Genomic DNA, 20,910 nt, shown 5'->3' on the forward strand with positions numbered 1-20,910 from the left:
ATTGGCGCCGCAGATCCTGTTGGAGAAAGACCGGGTTGCTGACTTCGCGGGCAAGCCTCGCTCCAACGGCCTTCGGCCAGAATTAAAAGCAATACGCGCGACTCCTCACCGCGATTGAACGGCGCCGAAGATCCTGTTGGAGCGAGGCTTGCCCGCGAAGCTGAGAGTGCGGTGGGTCAGAAGTACCGCAATCGCAGCCTCGCGCTGCTCGTCAGCTTCTACTGGGATCGCGTCAACCCCGGACTCATTGATTGTTCCTCAGGCTGCGCATCAGAACGATCAATGATGAAATCGACGCTACTGATTGGCAGGATCGCTGTTCACGGTCTTCGGCAACCGCAGGGTCAATCCACCCAGTAAGACTGCGACCCCGCAGATGGCTGCATACACCCCGACAAATGTCCCACTGGCACTGGCCAAAAGCCCTGCGCAATAGTTGCCGATCATGCCGCCGACCCCTTGCATGATGTTGGCAATCCCGAAAATAGTGACGGCCAGCGCCGCCGTGCTGGCCATCTTCGAGACGTATGCCGGGATAAGGCCGAAGATCGGGTAGAAGGCGATGGCGAACAGGATGCCCGCCAGCAGCGGCCAAAACCCTGCTGGATGCAACACGAAGATCAGCGCCGCCAGCGCAACATTGAAGTACACCAGCAGCATTGCCGCGCGCAGGCCGACTCGGTCCGACAGCCACCCCACGGCTAGACCTGCGAACATGCCAACGAAGCCGATCACCGCCCAGATCTGCGCCGTACGCTCGACCGCAAACCCAAGCTCGGTGCGCAGGTAGGAAGACAGATAGTTCTGGAACGGAAACGTCGAGAACCCAATCAGGAAATTCATCGACCAGATGGTCAGCACCCAAGGCTGCAAAAGCGGGTTTGCCTTACCGCCGACTGTTTCAGCAACCGCCGTCGACACGGCCGCTGAGGTCGGGTCGTCCACCACCCTTTGAAACAGCCGCGCCTGCTTGAAGACAACAAACACCGCGATCGAGATCACCACCGTCAACAGCCCGACGATCCACCACACCGTGCGCCAATCGCCTTGTGGCGCATACATCGGCACCAGCAGGCTGTTGATGAACACCCCATAACTGGTGCCGCTGGAGACCAGGCCCATCGCCATGCCCCTATAGCGATAGGCGACGGCGCGGGACAGCACATCAACCATCGGCACAAACACGGTGGCGGCTGTACCTGCCAGCACGGTCAGCAACAAGCCAATGACGAACACGTTGTGCGACAGCGGGATCAACAGCAATGCGACGCCACAGACCACACCCGAGCCGAAGATCACCCAGCCGCCGCCCAATCGGGGAGTCAGCCAGGCAGCCAGCAGGGCGCAGAGCAGAAAACCGAACTGCCCGGCTGCCGTGATGGCTCCAACGTAGGTGATGTCAAACCCGAGGCTGGCGCGCATGTCCGGCACCAGTTGGGCAAAAAGGTAAATCCCGAAACCATAAGTTGCCGCCACCAGCCCGGTGAGCAACACCACGATCACAGCGTTCATGCGCATGGTCAGACTCCTGATGAAATCCTTGTCGGCAGGCAAAATCACAGCACCGATTGCAGCCTCTGCGCACAGGGGTTTCTGCACAACGCGGTGGCTGAACAGACATCAATACTGTGGGAGCGGACCTGACCGCGAAGGCAATGTATCAGGCGCAGCAGGTATGTCGGATGTACTGGCCTCTTCGTGGACAGGTCCGCTCCCACGGGTTTCTGCGATCCGAGAAATCAGCAACCTGGCGCGATTGAATTGCTACAGGCTGGCGTCGCCCCGGCAACCTCAACGCAACCAAAGCTCCTTCACTGAATGGTCTGCACTTTTGCGCACCACCAGGTTGGCGCGTTCGCGGGTGGGCAGGATGTTTTCCAGCAGATTGGGCCGGTTGATGTCGTGCCAGATCTTGCGCGCGGCGTCCGGCGATTTGGCCGGATCGAGGTCAGCCAGCTCGCGAAAATAAGCGCCGCGTGCACGGAACGCCGTTTGTTGCAGCATCAAGAAACGTTCCACGTACCACTGTTCAATGTTGGTTTCGTCGGCGTCCAGGTAGATCGAAAAATCGAAAAAGTCCGAGACGATGCTGCCGGGCTTCTGACTGCTGTCGCCCTCGGTTTGCAGCACATTCAAACCCTCGAAAATGAGAATGTCAGGCTGGTTCACGGTTTGAAACTGGTCGGGAACGATGTCGTAACTGATGTGGGAATAGACCGGCGCAGTGATTTGCGCAGCGCCGGCCTTGAGGTCGGACAAAAAACGCACCATGCGCTTGCGGTCGTAACTTTCGGGGAAGCCCTTGCGGTGCATGATGCCTTCGCCGTCGAGCTTGGCGTTGGGGTGCAGGAAGCCATCGGTGGTGACCAGATCAACCCGCGGATGGTCGGGCCAGCGCGCCATCAGCGCCTGCAACACCCGGGCAAAAGTGCTCTTGCCCACGGCGACACTGCCCGCGACGGCAATCACGAATGTCTGCTTGTGCGCCGGACGCCCCAGAAACGTGTCCTTGATGCCGGACAAGTTATGGGCCGCACTGACATGCAGGTTGATCAATCGGGACAACGGAAGGTAGATGTTGGAAACGTCTTCCAGGGAAATATCTTCGTTTACACCTCGCAACGCCGACAGTTCTTCTTCAGACAAAGTCAGCGGCGTGCTGGCGCGCAGCCCCGCCCATTCTTTGCTGGTCATTACGAGATAATCATCAGGCGCCATCTATAGCTTTCCGTCCAAGTGTCTGTATCGACAATGGTGCGAAGACTATCGCATCGGTCAAAACGGCGGCAGATTTATTTGATTTACCTCGGGTTGAGGGTTCCAGTGACACGCCTCAAGCGAGGCGGCTGAAACGTTACTCCCAGCCGTTCAGGAAGCATTCCTGACCTGAACATGCGGATCGCGCTGCAACCACTCCGCCACTTTGTCCACCGCCAGCGGCTCGGAAAACAGATAGCCCTGCACCAGGGTGCAGCCCAGGGTTTTCAGGGCTTGCAGTTCCTCCTCGGTTTCGACGCCTTCGGTGATGCATTCAAGCTCCATGTCCTGGCTGAGCGCCAACAATGATTTGACGATCTTGTAGCTGGCCGGGTCCTGATGAATGTTAGTGATAAAACTGCGGTCGATCTTGAGTTTGGTCAGCGACAGCGCGTGGATCTGGCTGAGGCTGGAATAGCCCGTGCCGAAATCGTCCAGCGAAATGCCACACCCCAGTTGCCGAAACAGGCTAATCGCACGTTGGGTCTGGACGATGTCCTGGATGACTGCGGTTTCGGTGATCTCGAAATCCAGTCGGCGCGGGTCGAACTGACTGCGCCTGACAACCGCCATAATCAGTTGCACGGCCTCTTCGGAGCCGCAGTCGTGGGCCGACAGATTGAAAGACAGACGCACGTCTTGAGGCCAGGTCCGCGCGGCGGCGAGGGCTTTTTCCAACAACGGCAGAGTCAACCGGCTGACCAACCCGATCCGCTCGGCGACCGCAATGAAATGGCACGGCGCAACGTTGCCAAGTTCGGGGCTGACCCAGCGCGCCAGCGCTTCGAAAGCGACGGTGCGCTGGGCGCGGATGTCGATGATGGGCTGAAACACGACGGCGAATTCTTCGACGATATTGGCCCGTCGCAAGCCCTGCTCGGTCAATACGTCGCGATTGAGCTGCTGATAATGAACGCCGGAGAACAGACACAGGCTGCCGGGCGCGAGTTTTTTGCTCTGGTACAAGGCGTAGTCCGCGTATTCGTAGACCTCAACGCTGGAAGTCGCCATGTCCGGGAAGATCACCACGCCGAGCGATGCGCTGATCTGAATCTGGATATCGCCGATGGGAAAGGGTTCACGGATGGTATCGCACACACTGTTACCCAGCCTGCGCAGCCCGTCATCGCTGATCGGGCCGGACATGATCAAACCAAACTCGTCGCCACCGAGGCGGGCCAGATGCACCTCATCGGTCACAAAACTCTGCAGCCGCCGGCCGACCTGCACCAGCAGTGTGTCGCCGACGCGGTGGCCGTAAATATCGTTGACCGGCTTGAAGCCGTCGAGGTCGATCAAACCCACGGCCAAGCGAGTATTACCGCTGGTGGCGAGGTCCAGTTGGGCGTCGAGCACGCTGAAAAATTGCCGACGGTTGGGCAGCCCGGTCAGACTGTCCTGATTGGCCAGCCGCTGGTTTTCATTGCTCAACCGTTCGCTGCTGGCTTGCATGTTCACCAGTCGGGTGAAATCGCGATAGTGGTTTTGCAGCACAAACAACATGGCCGCCGTCACCAGAAAAACGTTCACCGCCATCGCAATGAATATCGGGTTATGGGTGGAGGCGAAGAACGCGACGAACGCGATATTGACTACCGCTGCAGTGGTCAGCGCCGCCGGACGCAAATGCATCAGACAAAAGATGCAGACGATGACCGTGATCGCCATGTAAAACGCCACATGATTCTGGGTGTAGACATCGCCGTAGGGATACAACGCCAGAGACCAGCCCGTAAAACCCACCGCAATCGGCCCGGACAATCGACTGGTGCGGATCAGCGTACTGAGGATCTTTTCAGGCGGTGGCAATTCCCGGCGGATTCGCAGCCACATCAGCGCGCGCCATCCGCCCACCAGCGTCAATAGCAGCGGGCAATACACCACCAGCCAGCGCGGCGCAGTGGCGTAATGGGTCGCAGCCAACGCGAGAGTGTTGACCAGCAGGATCAAATACATCATCGGCAACTGACGGGACAACGCGACGAACTGCGCTTTGAGCAGCCGAGGATTGTCGCGCGGCACGGACATCAGCACTTTCAGGCGGCCAGGCAGGCTTTTTTTCATGAACGATCAAGCACTCAAGAACTGCGCCGGGACAAACTCCGGCAAATTGATGGGTAGCTCGCGAGGGAAAACGCTCACGGCTTGTCCATGACCATCGGCCCCTGTTCACCGTTCTGTAATATTCCCGACCGATAGCATGTTTGCCTGAGCGAAGACCGTGTAGGAGCGAACTTGTTCGCGAGGCGTCACCCCTGGCACCCCGCAAGAACCGCCTCGCCAACAAGTTGGCTCCTACAGAATCGATGTCGCTGATTCAGACACAAAAAAGCCCGGTTACGCCTGACGAATCAGATCATGAACCGGGCAAAACACACATTCGTTCAGAAGCGAGGCTTGAGCGCTTTCCAGTCCGGCTTGTAGCGCTGCATTTGCTTGACGTCGTCACGTTGGCGAATGCCGCAGGTCAGGAACTGTTCATGCAGTTTGGCGAGCTGATCCTGATCGATCTCCAGCCCCAGACCCGCAGCGCGAGTGATCTTCACGCAGCCATCGACGATTGGCAGCTTGCCGCCCTTGATCACTTCTTCGTCCGGCTCTTGCCACGGGTAATGGGTGTCGCAGGCGTAATCAAGATTGGGCACCGCTGCGGCGACATGGGCCATGGCCATCAGACTGATGCCCAGGTGCGAGTTGGAATGCATCGACACGCCCAGGCCGAAGGTGTCGCACATCTTCGCCAGCGCCTGGGTATCACGCAGCCCGCCCCAATAATGGTGGTCGGCGAGCACGATCTGCACGCTATTAAGCGCCACGCTGCGGCGGAACTCGTCGAAATCGGTGACCACCATATTGGTCGCCAGCGGCAAACCGGTGCGTTTGTGCAGCTCGGACATGCCCTCAAGGCCCGGCGTCGGGTCCTCGTAATACTGGAGGTCGTCGCCCAGCAGCTCAGCCATGCGAATGGATGTTTCCAGCGACCAGTTGCCATTGGGATCGATACGCAGCGGATAACCGGGGAACGCCTTTTTCAGCGCCTTGATGCACGACACTTCGTGCTCGGGCGGCAGCGTGCCGGCCTTGAGCTTGATGCTTTTGAAGCCATACGCCTCAATCATGCGCCCGGCCTGGGCAACGATCTGCTCCTCATTCAGAGCCTCGCCCCAATTGTCCGGCTTGTAGGGCGAATCGACGTGCTGCGCGTATTTGAAGAACAGATAGGCGCTGAACGGGATCTCGTCGCGAATCGCCCCGCCCAGCAAATCCACCAGCGGCACGTTCAGGTAATGCGCCTGTAAATCCAGGAACGCCACTTCGAACGCCGAATAGGCATTGCTCACTGCTTTGCTGGCATGAGAGCCAGGCGCCAGTTCCGCCCCGGCAATGCTCGCCGGTTTGTTCGCGGCAACGGTGGCTTGAACGATGGTCCGCAGCTGGTTGAGGTTGAACGGATCAAGCCCGATCAGCTGGCTTTGCAGCTGTTGCTGGATCGCCAGCGCCGGAGCGTCGCCGTAGCTTTCACCCAGACCGATGTAGCCGTTATCGCTTTCGATCTCAATGATCGAGCGCAGCGCAAAGGGTTCGTGGATGCCGCTGGCGTTGAGCAGCGGCGGATCACGAAAGGCAATGGGGGTAACGGTTACGCGAGTGATTTTCAAGAGACTGCTCCCGATTGATCAGGGGTTAAGACATGACGACTATGGCCGGAGGACTGCACCGGTTCAGCCACCGGTGCGGGCTTTCCCATCAGCGAGTTCGGCGCATCGCCCTTGGGCGTGGTGCGGGCGAAGAAGATCACCACCGCCGCCACCAGCGAAGTAATGGCCAGGCCGTACAGACCGCCCTGAATCGAGCCGGTGGTCTGTTCCAGAAAGCCGAAAGTGGTAGGCGCGACGAAGCCGCCGAGGTTGCCGATGGAGTTGATCAACGCGATCACCGCTGCGGCGATTCGCGCGTCCAGATAGCCCTGGGGGATCGGCCAGAATAACGCCGATGCGGCCTTGAACCCGATGGCGGCAAAACAGATGGCGACGAAGGCGAAGATCGGCCCGCCGACGGTAGACATGAACATGCCGAAGGCGGCGATCACCAGCGTCAGCGCAACCCAGGCCTGCTGGTGTTTCCACTTGGAGGCCATGGCTGCAAAGCCGTACATCGCGATGATCGAGATGATCCACGGAATCGAGTTGAATAGGCCGACCTGGAAGTCGCCCATGTTGCCCATCTTCTTGATCATGCTCGGCAGCCAGAACGTGGCGCCGTAAATGGTCAGGGCGATGGAGAAATAGATGAAGCAGAACAGCGCGATCTGCCGGTCAGCGAGCAGTTTGAACATCGACGGCTTGACGGTCTGAGTCGCTTCACGCTGACGCTGTTCTTCGGCGATCGCGCCTTCAAGTGCGTCCTTTTCTTCATCGGTCAGCCATTTGGCCTGACGCGGATGCGACTGCAGCCAAAACCAGACGAAGCCACAGAGGATGATCGAGGCGAACCCTTCAATCAGGAACATCCACTGCCAGCCGTGCAGGCTCAGACCGCTGACGTTCAACAGCGCACCTGACACAGGACCTGAGATGACCGAGGCAATCGCCGAGCCGCTGAGAAAAATTGCCATGGCTTTACCGCGCTCTGTCGAGGGCAGCCACTGGGTGAAGTAATAAATGATGCCGGGGAAGAAGCCCGCTTCTGCCGCGCCGAGAATGAAACGCAGCACATAAAAGCTGGTTTCACCCTTGACGAACGCCATGGCCATCGCCGCAGCGCCCCAGGTGAACATGATGCGCGTCAGCCAGGCGCGGGCGCCGTAGCGTTGCAGCAGCATGTTGGACGGGACTTCGAACAAGGCGTATCCGACGAAGAACAAGCCAGCGCCCAGACCGTAGGCTGCGGCACCGATGCCCAGGTCGGTTTCCATGTGGCTGCGCACGAAACCGATGTTGACCCGGTCGATGTAGTTGACGATGAACATCACCACAAACAGGGGCAATACATGCCGTTTTACTTTGGCGGCAGCGCGGGCAAGGACAGTATCGCCGTCTGCTGACTGCGCGCCGTTCAGGGGAATGTGATTCAAGGGCCGAACTCCCGATCATTATTTTTGTGGGAACACGCCGATCATGTACGCTCTGATTGTTACCGTCTAATCTAGATTGGCACTTGATTGATACCTGGATTGAATCAATGTTCGAACTCGCTCAGTTGCGCTGCTTTACCACTGTGGCCACGGAATTGAATTTTCGTCGTGCTGCGGAACGTCTGAACATGACCCAGCCGCCGCTGAGTCGGCAGATTCAGTTGCTCGAACATCACCTGGGCGTCGCGCTTTTCACCCGCAGTACACGCAGCGTGGCACTGACTGCGGCGGGTCGGGCGTTCTTTGTCGAAGCGCAGAATCTGCTGGAGCGCGCGCAACAGGCGGCGGTGTCGGCCAAGCGCTTTGCCGAGGGCGACATTGGCACGGTGTCGATCAGCTTCGTGGGCAGCGCGGTGTACGAGTTTCTGCCCAAAGTCATCGCCGAGGCGCGGCTCAAGCAGCCCCACGTCAAAATCTCCCTCTCGGAAATGAATACTTATCAGCAGCACGAAGCCCTGCGTGCGCGGCGCATCGATCTGGGCATCGTGCGCGCGCCGCTCCTGGAGCCTGGGTACGAGACCGAATGTCTGGTGCGCGAGCCGTTTGTGCTGGCGGTGCCGAGCAGTCACCGGCTGGCCAGCGCGTCGAGCGTGACGGTCGCCGATCTCGACGCTCAACCGTTTCTGATGTACTCGCATTCAGCCTATCCACCGTTCAACGAGTTGCTCACCGGCATGCTGCGCTCAGCCCGCGTCGCGCCGCAGTACGTGCAGTGGCTGGGGTCGTCGCTGACGATTCTGGCGCTGGTGAACGCCGGCATGGGGCTGGCGCTGGTGCCGCGATGCGCGACCAGCGTGGTGTTCAAGGACGTAGTGTTTCGCGACATCGATCTGGGTGAAGGGGTGCAAAGCGAACTGCACCTGATCTGGGGCGCCGATAACGACAATCCCGCGTTCGCGATGCTCCTGGAAGCGATACGGGGCGCGGCGAAGGCGGGGCTTTAATCGAGCTCTGTAGGAGCGAACTTCTTCGCGAGGCGTTGTGCCTGACACACCGCATTAAATTCCTCGCGAACAAGTTCGCTCCTACAGCGGCACACTTGATTATCAAAAATCATTGCGCGCCAAACACAGTTGTCCAATACACCCCGGCATCGCTCTTGGGATCGGTGGCGTAGGCCGCGCCCAGTTCCTTGAACTGGGGGTTCATCAGGTTGGCGCAGTGCCCGGGGCTGGCGAGCCAACCGTCGACCACTTTGCGCGGGGTATCTTGCCCGGCAGCGATGTTCTCGCCCACTTGCTGACCGATGTAGCCGGCCAGTTCCGCGCGATCACCGGGGGTGCGGCCATCTCGGTCCAGGTGATCAAAGAAGTTGTTGTTGGCCATCGCCCGACTGTGGCTTTGGGCGGCGGTTGCCAGGTTTGCATTCCAGGCCAATGGCGCCGTGGCGGTGAATGACTGAGCGCCGCAGGTACGCGGTTGAGCACGGGCGGTGTTGATCAGCTCCAGCACCTTTTGACCCTCGGTCTGCCAACTGCGCAGCCCGGCCGTCAACAAGGGACGCGCCAGCACAATGCGCCAATCACGCCCGTCCCGACTCACGCCCACGTCGATGAATTGCGGGTTGAGCACCACCTGACAGAAGCTTTCCTGCACCACCGCCATGGCCGATTGCGCATCTCGAGGGCCGGACAAGGTAATCGCCTGCACGCTGACCATCGGGTAAGACGCGCGAGCCAGTGCCTGTTGCAAATCCCCGCTGCCGGTCGCCGGAAGGTTGAGGCGAGCGTCTGTCGTCAACGGCGGTAACTCTTGCGAAACCTGCCCGGCGCAGCGCTGTGCCTGACTGCGATAGGCGTTGATCGACTGCACCAACTGCGTTTCTTCGCTGGCAGTTGCCACCGCGGCGAATGCCAGGCCCGACGACAACGCAATCAAGTGTGCTACGAACGATGCGACGCGCATGAAAGTCTCCTTTAAGGTGTGCCGAGAATATCGCGAGGAGTGCTGCATGACCACGACTGCCCCCGGCCTGATGATTGACGAATCCGGCAGCACGCGCTGCCTGTGGCGTTCGGCGGCGCCGGAATATCTGCATTACCACGACAGCGAATGGGGCCGTCCGGTCAGTGACGACGTTCTGCTGTTCGAGAAGATTTGTCTGGAAGGGTTCCAGGCGGGCATGGCGTGGATCACCATTTTGCGCAAACGCGAGCATTTTCGTGCGGCGTTCGACGGCTTCGACATCGACACCGTGGCGGCGTACAACGAAGCGGATGTCGAACGATTGATGGGCAATCCGGGCATCGTCAGAAACCGTAGCAAGATTCTCTCGACCATCAACAACGCTAGATGCGCGCGGAAACTGATCGACGAGACCGGCTCACTGGCCGCGTGGCTGTGGTCGTTCGAGCCGGCTGATAACGAGCGGCCAGCGTTGGTCGATCTGGATTACTGGACCGCGAACCCTGTATCGCCTGCGTCGATCCGCCTGTCAAAAGCGCTGAAAAAACGCGGCTGGACCTTCGTCGGACCCACCACCATTTACGCCTTCATGCAGGCCATGGGGCTGGTGAACGATCATCTGACGGGATGCATCTGCCGCACCGAGATTGATCGGATGCGCCAGGCATTTACCCGCCCGACACTGGATGGCGCGTGATTCATCGGGTATCGCCGCTCTGCCCTTTGCGTTCCTGAATCATCTGCTCACCGCTTTGCTGACGTTGCTGTTGCAGGGTGTCAGCGGTGCCGTTTCCCGTCTGCTCCGAGGTTGACGGCTGTTGCGTATCGGGGTTGCGTCGGTTGGGATTGCGGTTGCCATTGACCGTGCCAGTGACCCCACCATTGCCAGCGGAATTGGCGCCGGCGCCAATACCCGCGCCCACTGCGGCCGGTGCACTTGCCCCGGCCGAGACGGTTGCGACACCCAGCAATCCATTTGCCGCAATGGTGATCGTCAGACAGGCCAAGCCCTTCATAAGCCTATTCATCACCACTCCTCATCCACATAAAAAAGTCGCTCTCTAACCTATGGACAACAAATATTGCTGTAGGAGCGAACTTGTTCGCGAGACGTCGCGCCTGACACACCCCTTCGCGAACAAGTTCGCTCCTACAGAGGTAGCCGTTGGCAATGGTCAAACCTGCCAATCCATCGCTATGATGCCAGCCCATGGACACCTCCCCACCGACCCGCTCACCCTGCCCGCCCGGCGCTTGCGATTGCGAGCGCGATCGGCTACTTGAACAGCCGGACGCCGACCTGCGCATCCTCTGGCTGACTCGCATTGAAGAAAAGCGTTTGCTCGAGCGTCTGGAAAACATCACCAGCCTCAGCGATCTGCAACGCCTGCAACAGCGGATGTACGAGCAACTCGGCATTCGCGTCAGCATCGCCCCCGGTTTGAACGAAGTACGCACCGTGCGCGGCATCGGTTTTCAAATCGAAACGCTGCCCGGCCTGTGCCGCAAGACACGGCAGTCGATCCCGACCGCTATCCGCCGGGGCCTGGAAAAACGTCCTGAAATCGCCTATGAACTGTTGAACGCCCACGACTTGCTCCGCGATACGTAACCGCCCCCATCCCCCTTTTCAGTGACAGCTCAATCAATCGGGCTGAACTTTCAGTTTTGCCACGCCCTCCCAATGTCAGCGCCGCCAACGACCGCGCTGGCGGCGAACGCATCCATTACTGACTACAAGGGCATGACGCAATGAGTACCCAACTGCAAGGCAAGAAAATCCTGATCATCACTTCCAACACCGGCATCGAGCGCGACGAACTGGTCAAGCCGCTGGAAGCCCTGCGCGGTTTCGGCGCGACGGTCACTCACGCGTCGAGCAAGGGCGGCACCACCCAGACTTTTGTGCAGGACACCGAGAAAGACAAAACCGTCGAATCCGACAGCACGCTGGCGGGCCTGAATGCCGCCGATTTTGATGCGTTGGTGATTCCGGGCGGGACGGTCAATGCCGACACCCTGCGCCAGGACGCCGATGCTCAGCAGCTGGTCAAAGCCTTCGCTGACGCCGGTAAAGTCGTTGCCGCCATCTGCCACGGCCCATGGTTGCTGATCAACGCCGGCGTGATCAAAGGCAAAACGCTGACCTCATATCCAAGCGTGCGCCTGGACCTGGAAAACGCCGGTGCTGCCCAATGGGTCGACGAGGAAGTCAAACAGTGCGGCGCCAACGGTTGGACTTTGATTACCTCCCGCACCCCGGATGACCTGCCGGCATTCAACGAGGCCATCGCCAAAGCCATCGCAACAGCGTGAATACAACACCCGAACGGGGCGGTTCAGATCGCCCCGTTCTATCCATTTGAACGGGTGGCGTACTCACGGTCCGTCGCCAGGCGAAAAGTTGAAACCAATTTCAGAACACGCCATCGACATTGTAAGGCCAACGCGATCGTCGCTTGCGCCGCGACGAGACTTGCCGATGATTGCAATTATTGTTCCTGCGCATAACGAAGAACTGGTCCTGGACGACTGCATCAAGTCATTGCTGGCAGCCGCCGCTCACCAGGATCTGGCCCAAGAATCCGTTGAAATCCTCATTGTGCTGGACGCCTGCGACGACGGCTCCATGCTCGTTGCGCAAAGTCATGACGTTTTTACCCATGCCTGCGACCACCGAAACGTCGGCATGACCCGCGCCGAGGGCGCCAAACTCATGCTGGAACGCGGCGCAAGATGGCTGGCGTTCACTGACGCAGACACCGTGGTGCCTTACTCCTGGCTGGCCGATCAGGTGAAGTTCGACACCGATGCGGTATGCGGCGTGGTTGAAGTGGCGGACTGGTCCGAACATTCGGAATTCGTTCGCGAGCGCTACGATGCGCACTACACCCCCGTTGACGGTCATCGGCACATCCACGGGGCCAACCTGGGCGTCAGCGCCGCCGCCTATGTCCGGGCGGGCGGGTTCCGGGCGCTCCCCGCTCATGAGGATGTGCATTTGATTGAAGATCTTGAGCGCAGCGGGGCTACCATCACCTGGACTGCCGTCAACCGCGTCACCACCAGCGCGCGCAAAAGCTGCCGTTGCCGTGAAGGCTTCGGCGACTATCTGAAATCCCTGGCCACGCTGACTGCCGGTTGATGCGGGTTATTCGGCAGTCCTGTAGGGTGTTTTGTACGGGCTTGTTCACATTCACCCAGGCGACTTTCGATGCCACCAAGCGATAACGAAGCACGCGTCTCCGAATCTATGCTGGGCGGCGGCATGATGAGCTCCAGCATTGCCATGCCCAAGACTGGCAACTGGTTCAAACGCTTGTTGGCATTTACAGGCCCCGGCTACATGGTCGCCGTTGGGTATATGGACCCGGGCAATTGGGCGACCGATATTGCCGGTGGCTCGCAGTTCGGCTATATGCTGCTGTCGGTCGTGCTGCTCTCCAACCTCATGGCCATCGTGCTTCAGGCGTTGTCTGCACGACTGGGCATCGCCACCGGTTGGGATCTGGCTCGGGCCTGTCGCGAACGCTATAGCCGCCCGGTCTGCATTGCACTATGGCTGGCCTGCGAGACAGCGATCATCGCCTGCGATCTTGCCGAAGTCATCGGCACCGCCATTGCCTTGAACCTGCTGTTCGACATTCCCCTGGTCTGGGGCGCGGTGATTTCGGCGGTGGATGTGTTCCTGATTCTGCTGCTCATGAACCGAGGGTTTCGTGCGCTGGAGGCGTTCGTCATCGCCCTGCTGACGCTGATCTTCGTCTGCTTCGCGATTCAGATGTTCCTTGCCGACCCTGTGCTCGCCGAAGTGCTCGCAGGCTTCATCCCACAGGCGGAAGTCGTCACCAACCCGGCGGCGCTGTACCTGGCGATAGGGATCATCGGCGCCACAGTCATGCCGCATAACCTTTACCTGCACTCCTCCATCGTCCAGACCCGTGCCTACCCCCGCACCGACGCCGGGCGCAAGATCGGCCTGCGCTGGGCCGTGACCGACAGCAGTATCGCGTTGATGCTGGCGCTGTTCGTCAACGCAGCGATTTTGATCACAGCCGCCACGGTGTTTCACAAAGCCGGCAAAACCGACGTAGTCGAAATCGAACAGGCTTACCACCTGCTGTCACCGATGCTCGGTGTGGCAATGGCCTCAGTCCTCTTTGCGGTGGCGTTGCTGGCGTCGGGGATCAACTCGACGGTGACCGCGACGCTGGCCGGGCAGATCGTCATGGAAGGTTTCCTGCGCCTGAAAATCGCGGGCTGGCTGCGGCGTCTGATCACTCGCGGTCTGGCGATCATCCCGGTGATCGTCGTCACCAGCATCTACGGCGCCAGTGGCACCGCCAAACTGCTGGTCCTGAGCCAGGTCATTCTGTCGATGCAACTGCCCTTCGCGGTGATCCCGCTGGTGCGCTTTGTCTCCGACAAACAGCTGATGGGCAATCTGGTGACGGGCAGATCGCTCACGATCTGCGCCTGGTTTATCGCCCTGCTCATCGTCAGCCTGAACCTGATTCTGCTGGTGGGAATGTTCCGCAGGTAACAGAAGAGGACGTCCGTCATATTCACTGAACCGCGCTAAACCGTACGAGTCAGGTGATAGTCAGCGCAAAAAGTCGACGAGAACTGCATTGGCGCTGACATCGGATCAACCTGACTGAGTAGCGCCCATGACCGTGATAAGCAGTAATCTCCAGCCGTTGATTTTCCAGCCCGCGTTCGAGCAGATCCCTGACGACGAAGCTCAAACCAGCCAAGGCCTGGTCGAAGCGATGCATGACATTCTCGAAACCACCTATCAGGATTCCGGCCACGCCGTGCGCAGTGTTCACGCCAAGGCGCACGGTTTGTTGCACGGCCATATCCATATCCTGGAAGGCCTGCGATCGGTGCTGGCCCAAGGTGCTTTCGCCACCCCCGGCACACTCCCGGTCGCGATGCGCTTTTCGACCAATCCCGGAGACATCCTGGACGACAAAGTCTCCACGCCGCGCGGCCTGGCGATAAAAATCATCGGCGTCGAAGGCGAGCGCTTGCCCGGCGGCGAAGGTGCGGTGACACAGGATTTCGTCATGCAGAACGCCAAGGCGTTCACTGCACCGGATCCCAAAGCATTTCTCAAAACGCTCAAGCTGCTGGCGAAGACCACTGATAAAGCACCCGGCTTGAAAAAAACCCTGTCCGCCGTGCTGCGCGGGATCGAAACGGCGGTGGAAGCGGTGGGCGGCGAAAGCGGCACCTTGAAAAGCCTGGGCGGCCATCCACTGACGCATATTCTGGGCGAGACGTTCAACACCGTGGTGCCCGTGCTGTACGGCCCTTACTACGCCAAGATCAGCGTGGTGCCGGTGTCTGCCAACCTCACAGAGCTGACCGATCAAAAAATCGATCTCGACGACAAGCCGGACGGCCTGCGCGAAGCGGTGCAGACGTTCTTCGCCAATAACGATGCGGTGTGGGAAGTGCGCGTACAGCTCGCCACTGACCTGGAAAAAATGCCCATCGAAGACGCATCGGTGCCGTGGGATGAGGAACTGAGCCCGTTCGTGACCGTGGCGCGCATCGAAGTCCCGCGTCAGGCTTCATGGACTGAGCCACGCAAGCAGGCAATCGATGAAGGTATGAGCTTCAGCCCTTGGCACGGCCTTGCAGCGCATCGTCCACTGGGTGGGGTGAACCGGGTGCGCAAGCCGGCTTATGAACATTCGGCCGGCTTTCGCAGCCAGCACAACGGCTGCCCGATGCACGAACCGCGCTCGCTTGATGACGTTTGATGCGCATACACAATGTGCGCCTTTTAATCTGACTGCGGGGTGATCCGGCAACTCTTGCGGTTGCTGATCTCGCTGTCAGAGGGCCGCTGTTTGACAAACTCGAACCGTGGTTCTCCCTCGCTGTAAATCACCAGCCAGCCCCACTCCAGTTCAGATTCGTCCTGACCCGGCGTGGGCGGCGCAGCCCACCAGGGTTCCTTGTTGAGTATTTCGCGCATGACCATGCTCTGCTCGGCGAATTGAATGACGTTAACTATAGGGGCAACGGGTCGGGGCGCCAGGTTCCCCGCTGCTCCAACGGCAGGTTCAATTCATGGGGCGCAATAGCTTGGGTGTATTCATCGCCAATGAATCGTCAAAAACCCATGGCGGCTTTGTTACGACGAGCTCAACTATTGAGCTAGAAATGACATTCACGGCAGTGTCATCTAATAGCAGGGCGTGTGGGGAAGGGATATTTCTGTGCTGGCGCTGCGTTAACAAAAGCCGTCGCCGAGTATTAGTTTGGAGCGCTCTGATTGACGCTGGGTATCACCAGAAGAATCCATCAGATGAAACGCTACAACAAGCTGAAACTTTGAAACAAATGGTCACATCAAGACCGCGCAAGAAAAACGCAAAAAAAGAAAGCCGCACGAATGCGGCTTTGGTAATCAGTGAGAGCGCCACGATTCAACAGTGTCAGCGCCGTGCTCGGCTTTCCATTGTTTGAGCAGCTTGTGGTTGCCGCCTTTGGTTTCGACCAACTCGCCAGTGTGAGGGTTCTTGTAAACCTTCATGTCGCGTGCTTTGCGCTGAGCTTTGACCGGAGCAACAGCCTGCACCTGGGAACGGCGGGAGGCCTGTGGGTCAAGAATATTGATGACGTCTTTCAGACTGAAGCTGTACTCGCCCAGCAGTGCGCGCAATTTGGTCTCGAATTCAATTTCTTTCTGCAGACCGGAATCGTTTTTAAGGGATTCTAGTTCTGCCAGATGTTGAGCGAGTTGCTGTTCAAGTTTGCGAAATTCAGCGAGACGAGACATTGATTAAATTCCATTGACTTAGGGGGAGCGCGTTACGCACGGACAATGCTAACGCCTCAAAAGCCAAGAGTCATCCGTTATTAATTCAATTTAAGCAGCCGTCATGTTTAACCCGTGTATGAATCGGGTGTAACCCGCTATCCATTACCACACCATTATCGACGCGCCATTTCGTGTTTGATGCAATCTTCATAGTAGGTTTGCTTGACCGCGGCGGGCTTGAGGCGCGATGCGCTGTCGTACGTTTGTTCGGTTATGCCCAGCGCCATCATGCGCATCCACGGTTGAGTATATTTACGTGCCTGTACTTTGTTGCGTGCTCCGTACAACGACACGCGAGACAGTTTGGAAGCTTGCGCCGATCCGGCAACGCCCGCTCCCCAGTTGCAGACATAACGATCATTCTTGCTCAACGTTTTGGCCTGTACCGAAAACGCAGCCCCCGACAAACTCCCCAAGGCCAGCACCAATAGACAAATCCGCATGCAGCCCCTTCCCGACATTCTGAAAAAAAAGGGATATTGCCTACAAATCGTCAGTCAGGGGGCCAGCACTGTGCCTCTTTCAGCGCGGAGAAGTTGGGCGGTGCCCGCGCAGGCTTTTGCTTCATATATGCCGCAGGGACGCCGGGCGCTCGCATTACATCGTCAGATACGCCTTGCGAACCTCTTCATTGGCGGCCAGTTCAGCCATGCTGCCCTGATAGCGGATCTGGCCTTTTTCCAACACATAAGCACGATCGGACACCAGTTCAGCGAAATGCAGGTTTTGCTCGGACAGCAAAATGCTCGCGCCCTTGGCCTTGAGCGCGAGGATCATCTGGGCCATTTGCTCGACGATGACTGGGGCGACACCTTCGGACGGTTCATCCAGAAGAATCAGAAAAGGATTACCCATCAGGGTCCGTGCGACGGTGAGCATTTGCTGCTCGCCGCCGCTCATTTGTCCGCCGGGCCGGTCCTGCATCGCCCCCAGATTGGGAAAAAACTCGAACAACTGCGAAGGCGTCCAGTTCAGCGCTTCGGTGCCATCGGGCCAGCGCCGGTCGGCCTGGCGCCCTACTTCAAGGTTTTCGGTAACGCTCAAGTGCGTGAACACCCGGCGGTCTTCGGGCACGAAACCCAACCCCAGTCGCGCCAGCTGAAAGGGCTCAAGGGCAGCGACGTCGCGCCCCATGAACTGGATATTGCCGCGACGCCGCGCCAGCATGCCCATCAGCGCTTTAAGCGTGGTGGATTTACCCGCGCCGTTGCGCCCCATCAACGCCACGACCTCGCCGCGCCGAACATTCAGGCTCACGTCGTAGAGGATCTGCGCCGCACCATACCAGGCGTTGAGGCCGGACACCTGGAGCAATGGCTCCACTCCCGGCGCAGCCATCGGCAACAGACTTTCAAGCGCAGCACTCATACCGGGGCCTCCGAGGACATCAGTTCTTTTTCAAAGGTCTTGCCGGTGCCGAAATACACTTCCTGCACCTTCGGATGATTGCGGATGTAATTGGCATCCCCTTCGGCGATCAACCGCCCCCGGGCAAGCACGATCATCCGGTCGGCGTAGGCAAACACCACGTCCATGCTGTGCTCGGTGAACAGCACCGCCATCTTGCGCTCCACCACCAGCCGCTTGGTCAGGGCCATCAGGTCATTGCGTTCTTCCGGGCCCATGCCGGCGGTGGGTTCGTCCATCAGCAACAGTTTGGGATCATTGGCCAGCCCCATCGCCAGTTCCACGCGCTTGACGTCGCCGTAAGCTAACTCGCTGCACGGCCTACTGGCATGAGCGAGCATGCCAACCTGAGCCAGCAGATCCAGCGCCTCCTCCCGGTACATCTTGCGCGCCTGCCTGAACAGCGAAAACGCCCGGCCATGGTGTGAGAGCAGCGCCATTTGCACGTTCTCGATCACGGTCAGCGACGCGAAGGTCGCAGCGATCTGGAAAGTGCGCCCGACCTGCATCCGGCAAATATCGCGCGGACGCATACCGACCAGCTCCTTACCCATCAAGCGGATCGAACCGCCCGACGCTTTCAGTTGCCCGCCGACCATGTTGAACGTGGTGGATTTGCCCGCGCCATTGGGGCCGATCAGGGCCAGCAACTCGCCCTCGTGCAGATCGAAATTGATGCCATCCACCGCGCGAACGCCGCCGAATGATTTGTTCAGATCACGTACTTCAAGCAGCGTCATGCCTGTTTCTCCATAGCCGGGGACAGCGGTTCACGCCGAGCGGAAGCGTTTGCACGCCAGCCGCGCCACTTCTCGCCCACTTGCTGGAAAAAGCCTGCGATGCCCTGGGGGAATACCAGCACCAGCACCAGAATCACGCCGCCGAACACCGCTCGCCAGTAATCGGTGGCGCGCATGATGTAGTCCTGCAACACGCTGAACACGCTGGCACCGACCACCGGCCCGAGCAGGTTTTGGATGCCGCCGAGCAGGACCATCACCAGACCGTCCACCGACTTGCCCACCGCCATGGCGTCCGGAGAAATGCTGCCCTTGGAAAAGATATACAACGCTCCGGCCAAACCGGCGAACAGCCCGGCAATAACGAACGCCATCCACTGCACACGCTTGACGTCGATGCCGATCGCGTCCGCCCGCAGCGCCGAATCCCGAGCTGCCCGCAGGCTGTAGCCGAACGGCGCAAAGAGAATCCGCCGCACGACGAACACACTCGCCGCCACCAGCACCAGGGTCAGGTAGTAATAGGCAGTGCCGTCGAGCCAGGTCGAAGGCCAGATGCCGGTGATGCCGTTGGAGCCACCGGTCACGTCTTCCCACTGAAACACAACCGACCAGACGATCTGCGAAAACGCCAGGGTCAGCATGGCCAGATACACGCCGGACAGACGCACGCAGAACCAGCCGAAAATGAGTGCGCCAAACCCGGCCACCAATGGCGCGAAGGCGAACGCCAGCGGCATGGGCATCGTCAGCACTTTGAACAGGATTGCGGCGCCATAAGCGCCGAGGCCGAAATACGCCGCGTGGCCGAACGAATGCATGCCGCCCGGGCCCATGATGAAGTGCAGGCTGACGGCGAACAGCACTGTCACCAGCACGTCTTGGGTCAGCACGCTGGCATAAGGCAGCCAGGTCGAGAGCAATGGCAATACCGCCAGTACCAACAGTAACCCGCCGATCAGCCATTTGAACGTGGGTGATCCCGGGCGCATCGGAGCCTCGATGGGCGCCGAATTGCGACTGGTCGCCTGGGGTTTGCCCATCAGGCCCCACGGGCGAACCACCAGCACCACCGCCATGACGAGGAACTCGATCACTAGCGTCAGTTTGGAAAAGGAAATGGTGATACCGAACAGCGTGGCCGTGCCCAAACCAATGCACAGGGCCTTGATCTCGGCGATCAGCAACGCGGCGACGTACGCGCCCGGCAGCGAGCCCATGCCGCCGACCACGACGATCACGAACGCCTCGCCGATAGCGCGCAGATCGAGCGTCAGGCTGGCCGGTTCGCGGGGCAATTGCACGGCTCCGCCCAACCCGGCGAGCATTGCGCCGAGGGCGAACACGCTGGTGAACAGCCACGCCTGATTGACGCCCAAAGCGCCGAGCATTTCTCGGTCCTGAGTGGCTGCGCGAACCAGCACGCCCCAGCGCGTGCGCACCAGCAACAGCCAGACCAGCCCCAGCACCACCGGGCCGATGGCGATCAGGAAAAAGTTGTACGTGGGAAATTGCCGCCCAAGGATGTCTACCGATCCGCTCAGGCCCGGTGCGCGACGGCCAAGAAGTTCTTCGGCGCCCCAATAACCCAATACGGCGTCGTTGATCACCAGCACCAAGGCGAAGGTGCCGAGCAGTTGAAACAACTCTGGCGCTTTGTAGATGCGCCGCAACAACACGATTTCGACCACTGCGCCGATCAGTCCGACAGAGATCGCGGCCAGCGCCAGCCCCAGCCAAAACCCCGCCGCGCCGAGGGAGCCCATCAGGTGTTCGACCACCGAATAGGCGATGTACAAGCCCAGCATGTAGAACGAGCCGTGGGCGAAGTTGACGATCCGCGTCACGCCAAAGATCAACGACAGTCCCGCCGCCACCAGAAACAGCGACGACGCCTCGGCCAGGCCGTTGAGTAACTGAGCAAGAAAAGCTGAAAAGTCCATGAGGTCCTCGAAAGCAGGTTTATGCAATACCGCTTCTGCCCGCTAAAACCGGATTGACTGGCTCGCTGCGGTTTTGTGGGAGCGGACCTGTCCGCGAAGGTGTCGGCACAGACAACACATTGGGCGCCTGTTACGGCCTCTTCGCGGACAGGTCCGCTCCCACATGGTCAGGTCAGACCATCA

At 59.4% G+C, this 20,910-nt stretch carries 20 protein-coding genes; 7 read left to right on the forward strand and 13 right to left on the reverse strand.

Annotation, left to right across the window (positions count from 1 at the left end; translation table 11 throughout):
• Positions 1-297: 297 nt before the first annotated feature.
• The 5 genes from ACWKWM_RS09760 to ACWKWM_RS09780 form a co-directional block, all read right to left on the reverse strand.
• On the reverse strand, positions 298-1,518 hold the full coding sequence (locus tag ACWKWM_RS09760) for an MFS transporter (RefSeq protein WP_483845946.1): 1,221 nt from the start codon (positions 1,516-1,518) through the stop codon (positions 298-300).
• Between the two features lie 273 nt (positions 1,519-1,791).
• The gene (gene coaA / locus ACWKWM_RS09765; RefSeq protein WP_483845947.1) at positions 1,792-2,694 is read right to left on the reverse strand and encodes a type I pantothenate kinase; all 903 of its coding nucleotides are present in this window, start codon (positions 2,692-2,694) and stop codon (positions 1,792-1,794) included.
• 174 nt (positions 2,695-2,868) lie between these two features.
• Positions 2,869-4,821, reverse strand: coding sequence for a putative bifunctional diguanylate cyclase/phosphodiesterase (locus tag ACWKWM_RS09770; protein WP_483845948.1), 1,953 nt, complete (start codon positions 4,819-4,821; stop codon positions 2,869-2,871).
• A 320-nt stretch (positions 4,822-5,141) separates the two neighbouring features.
• Positions 5,142-6,416 (reverse strand): glucarate dehydratase family protein, encoded by a 1,275-nt coding sequence (locus tag ACWKWM_RS09775; RefSeq protein WP_483845949.1) that lies wholly within the window; start codon positions 6,414-6,416, stop codon positions 5,142-5,144.
• On the reverse strand, positions 6,413-7,822 hold the full coding sequence (locus ACWKWM_RS09780) for an MFS transporter (RefSeq protein ID WP_483846059.1): 1,410 nt from the start codon (positions 7,820-7,822) through the stop codon (positions 6,413-6,415). The genes ACWKWM_RS09775 and ACWKWM_RS09780 overlap by 4 nt, the downstream gene beginning before the upstream one ends.
• A gap of 116 nt (positions 7,823-7,938) precedes the next feature.
• Here ACWKWM_RS09780 and ACWKWM_RS09785 point away from each other — a divergent pair, with 116 nt between their 5' ends.
• Positions 7,939-8,835: a LysR family transcriptional regulator gene (locus ACWKWM_RS09785; protein WP_483845950.1), complete on the forward strand. Its 897-nt coding sequence runs from the start codon at positions 7,939-7,941 to the stop codon at positions 8,833-8,835.
• 109 nt (positions 8,836-8,944) lie between these two features.
• On the opposite strand, the gene ACWKWM_RS09790 is transcribed toward ACWKWM_RS09785, so the two are convergent.
• Positions 8,945-9,796, reverse strand: coding sequence for a CAP domain-containing protein (locus ACWKWM_RS09790; protein ID WP_483845951.1), 852 nt, complete (start codon positions 9,794-9,796; stop codon positions 8,945-8,947).
• Positions 9,797-9,842: 46 nt separating this feature from the next.
• Between ACWKWM_RS09790 and ACWKWM_RS09795 the strand changes: the two genes are divergently transcribed.
• Positions 9,843-10,493 (forward strand): DNA-3-methyladenine glycosylase I, encoded by a 651-nt coding sequence (locus tag ACWKWM_RS09795; protein WP_483845952.1) that lies wholly within the window; start codon positions 9,843-9,845, stop codon positions 10,491-10,493.
• Between the two features lies 1 nt (position 10,494).
• On the opposite strand, the gene ACWKWM_RS09800 is transcribed toward ACWKWM_RS09795, so the two are convergent.
• Positions 10,495-10,824 (reverse strand): hypothetical protein, encoded by a 330-nt coding sequence (locus tag ACWKWM_RS09800; protein WP_483845953.1) that lies wholly within the window; start codon positions 10,822-10,824, stop codon positions 10,495-10,497.
• A 182-nt stretch (positions 10,825-11,006) separates the two neighbouring features.
• On the opposite strand from ACWKWM_RS09800, the gene ACWKWM_RS09805 reads away from it, so the two are divergent.
• From ACWKWM_RS09805 to ACWKWM_RS09825, 5 genes are all read left to right on the forward strand, one after another.
• Complete coding sequence (locus ACWKWM_RS09805; protein WP_483845954.1) at positions 11,007-11,408, forward strand: hypothetical protein; 402 nt, start codon at positions 11,007-11,009, stop codon at positions 11,406-11,408.
• 140 nt (positions 11,409-11,548) lie between these two features.
• Complete coding sequence (locus ACWKWM_RS09810) at positions 11,549-12,112, forward strand: type 1 glutamine amidotransferase domain-containing protein (protein ID WP_483845955.1); 564 nt, start codon at positions 11,549-11,551, stop codon at positions 12,110-12,112.
• A gap of 166 nt (positions 12,113-12,278) precedes the next feature.
• Positions 12,279-12,941, forward strand: a complete 663-nt coding sequence (locus tag ACWKWM_RS09815) for a glycosyltransferase family 2 protein (protein ID WP_483845956.1) — start codon at positions 12,279-12,281, stop codon at positions 12,939-12,941.
• A 108-nt stretch (positions 12,942-13,049) separates the two neighbouring features.
• Positions 13,050-14,339 carry an Nramp family divalent metal transporter gene (locus tag ACWKWM_RS09820; RefSeq protein ID WP_483846060.1) on the forward strand — a complete coding sequence of 430 codons (1,290 nt, stop codon included), beginning with the start codon at positions 13,050-13,052 and terminating at the stop codon, positions 14,337-14,339.
• Between the two features lie 127 nt (positions 14,340-14,466).
• The gene (locus ACWKWM_RS09825; RefSeq protein WP_483845957.1) at positions 14,467-15,570 is read left to right on the forward strand and encodes a catalase family protein; all 1,104 of its coding nucleotides are present in this window, start codon (positions 14,467-14,469) and stop codon (positions 15,568-15,570) included.
• A gap of 23 nt (positions 15,571-15,593) precedes the next feature.
• Here the strand turns inward: ACWKWM_RS09825 and ACWKWM_RS09830 are convergent, their stop codons facing one another.
• The 6 genes from ACWKWM_RS09830 to ACWKWM_RS09855 form a co-directional block, all read right to left on the reverse strand.
• Entirely contained in the window at positions 15,594-15,788 is a 195-nt protein-coding gene (locus ACWKWM_RS09830) for a hypothetical protein (protein WP_483845958.1), read from the reverse strand.
• Positions 15,789-16,223: 435 nt separating this feature from the next.
• Entirely contained in the window at positions 16,224-16,595 is a 372-nt protein-coding gene (locus ACWKWM_RS09835; protein WP_483845959.1) for a histone-like nucleoid-structuring protein, MvaT/MvaU family, read from the reverse strand.
• A gap of 155 nt (positions 16,596-16,750) precedes the next feature.
• Positions 16,751-17,080 carry a hypothetical protein gene (locus ACWKWM_RS09840; RefSeq protein ID WP_483845960.1) on the reverse strand — a complete coding sequence of 110 codons (330 nt, stop codon included), beginning with the start codon at positions 17,078-17,080 and terminating at the stop codon, positions 16,751-16,753.
• Positions 17,081-17,234: 154 nt separating this feature from the next.
• On the reverse strand, positions 17,235-18,005 hold the full coding sequence (locus ACWKWM_RS09845) for an ABC transporter ATP-binding protein (RefSeq protein WP_483845961.1): 771 nt from the start codon (positions 18,003-18,005) through the stop codon (positions 17,235-17,237).
• Positions 18,002-18,784, reverse strand: coding sequence for an ABC transporter ATP-binding protein (locus ACWKWM_RS09850; RefSeq protein ID WP_483845962.1), 783 nt, complete (start codon positions 18,782-18,784; stop codon positions 18,002-18,004). The genes ACWKWM_RS09845 and ACWKWM_RS09850 overlap by 4 nt, the downstream gene beginning before the upstream one ends.
• Positions 18,781-20,727 (reverse strand): ABC transporter permease, encoded by a 1,947-nt coding sequence (locus ACWKWM_RS09855; protein ID WP_483845963.1) that lies wholly within the window; start codon positions 20,725-20,727, stop codon positions 18,781-18,783. The genes ACWKWM_RS09850 and ACWKWM_RS09855 overlap by 4 nt, the downstream gene beginning before the upstream one ends.
• Positions 20,728-20,910 lie beyond the last annotated feature (183 nt).

It is taken from the genome of Pseudomonas rosaeacicularis (assembly GCF_057128745.1).

What these genes read in the sequence shown, in the direction of transcription:
- ACWKWM_RS09760 (WP_483845946.1), bottom strand. Translation starts at nt 1,518, where the DNA reads ATGCGCATGAACGCTGTGATCGTGGTGTTGCTCACCGGGCTGGTGGCG.
- coaA (WP_483845947.1), bottom strand. Translation starts at nt 2,694, where the DNA reads ATGACCAGCAAAGAATGGGCGGGGCTGCGCGCCAGCACGCCGCTGACT.
- ACWKWM_RS09770 (WP_483845948.1), bottom strand. Translation starts at nt 4,821, where the DNA reads ATGAAAAAAAGCCTGCCTGGCCGCCTGAAAGTGCTGATGTCCGTGCCG.
- ACWKWM_RS09785 (WP_483845950.1), top strand. Translation starts at nt 7,939, where the DNA reads ATGTTCGAACTCGCTCAGTTGCGCTGCTTTACCACTGTGGCCACGGAA.
- ACWKWM_RS09790 (WP_483845951.1), bottom strand. Translation starts at nt 9,796, where the DNA reads ATGCGCGTCGCATCGTTCGTAGCACACTTGATTGCGTTGTCGTCGGGC.
- ACWKWM_RS09795 (WP_483845952.1), top strand. Translation starts at nt 9,843, where the DNA reads ATGACCACGACTGCCCCCGGCCTGATGATTGACGAATCCGGCAGCACG.
- ACWKWM_RS09800 (WP_483845953.1), bottom strand. Translation starts at nt 10,824, where the DNA reads ATGAATAGGCTTATGAAGGGCTTGGCCTGTCTGACGATCACCATTGCG.
- ACWKWM_RS09805 (WP_483845954.1), top strand. Translation starts at nt 11,007, where the DNA reads ATGGACACCTCCCCACCGACCCGCTCACCCTGCCCGCCCGGCGCTTGC.
- ACWKWM_RS09810 (WP_483845955.1), top strand. Translation starts at nt 11,549, where the DNA reads ATGAGTACCCAACTGCAAGGCAAGAAAATCCTGATCATCACTTCCAAC.
- ACWKWM_RS09815 (WP_483845956.1), top strand. Translation starts at nt 12,279, where the DNA reads ATGATTGCAATTATTGTTCCTGCGCATAACGAAGAACTGGTCCTGGAC.
- ACWKWM_RS09820 (WP_483846060.1), top strand. Translation starts at nt 13,050, where the DNA reads ATGCTGGGCGGCGGCATGATGAGCTCCAGCATTGCCATGCCCAAGACT.
- ACWKWM_RS09825 (WP_483845957.1), top strand. Translation starts at nt 14,467, where the DNA reads ATGACCGTGATAAGCAGTAATCTCCAGCCGTTGATTTTCCAGCCCGCG.
- ACWKWM_RS09830 (WP_483845958.1), bottom strand. Translation starts at nt 15,788, where the DNA reads ATGCGCGAAATACTCAACAAGGAACCCTGGTGGGCTGCGCCGCCCACG.
- ACWKWM_RS09835 (WP_483845959.1), bottom strand. Translation starts at nt 16,595, where the DNA reads ATGTCTCGTCTCGCTGAATTTCGCAAACTTGAACAGCAACTCGCTCAA.
- ACWKWM_RS09840 (WP_483845960.1), bottom strand. Translation starts at nt 17,080, where the DNA reads ATGCGGATTTGTCTATTGGTGCTGGCCTTGGGGAGTTTGTCGGGGGCT.
- ACWKWM_RS09845 (WP_483845961.1), bottom strand. Translation starts at nt 18,005, where the DNA reads ATGAGTGCTGCGCTTGAAAGTCTGTTGCCGATGGCTGCGCCGGGAGTG.
- ACWKWM_RS09850 (WP_483845962.1), bottom strand. Translation starts at nt 18,784, where the DNA reads ATGACGCTGCTTGAAGTACGTGATCTGAACAAATCATTCGGCGGCGTT.
- ACWKWM_RS09855 (WP_483845963.1), bottom strand. Translation starts at nt 20,727, where the DNA reads ATGGACTTTTCAGCTTTTCTTGCTCAGTTACTCAACGGCCTGGCCGAG.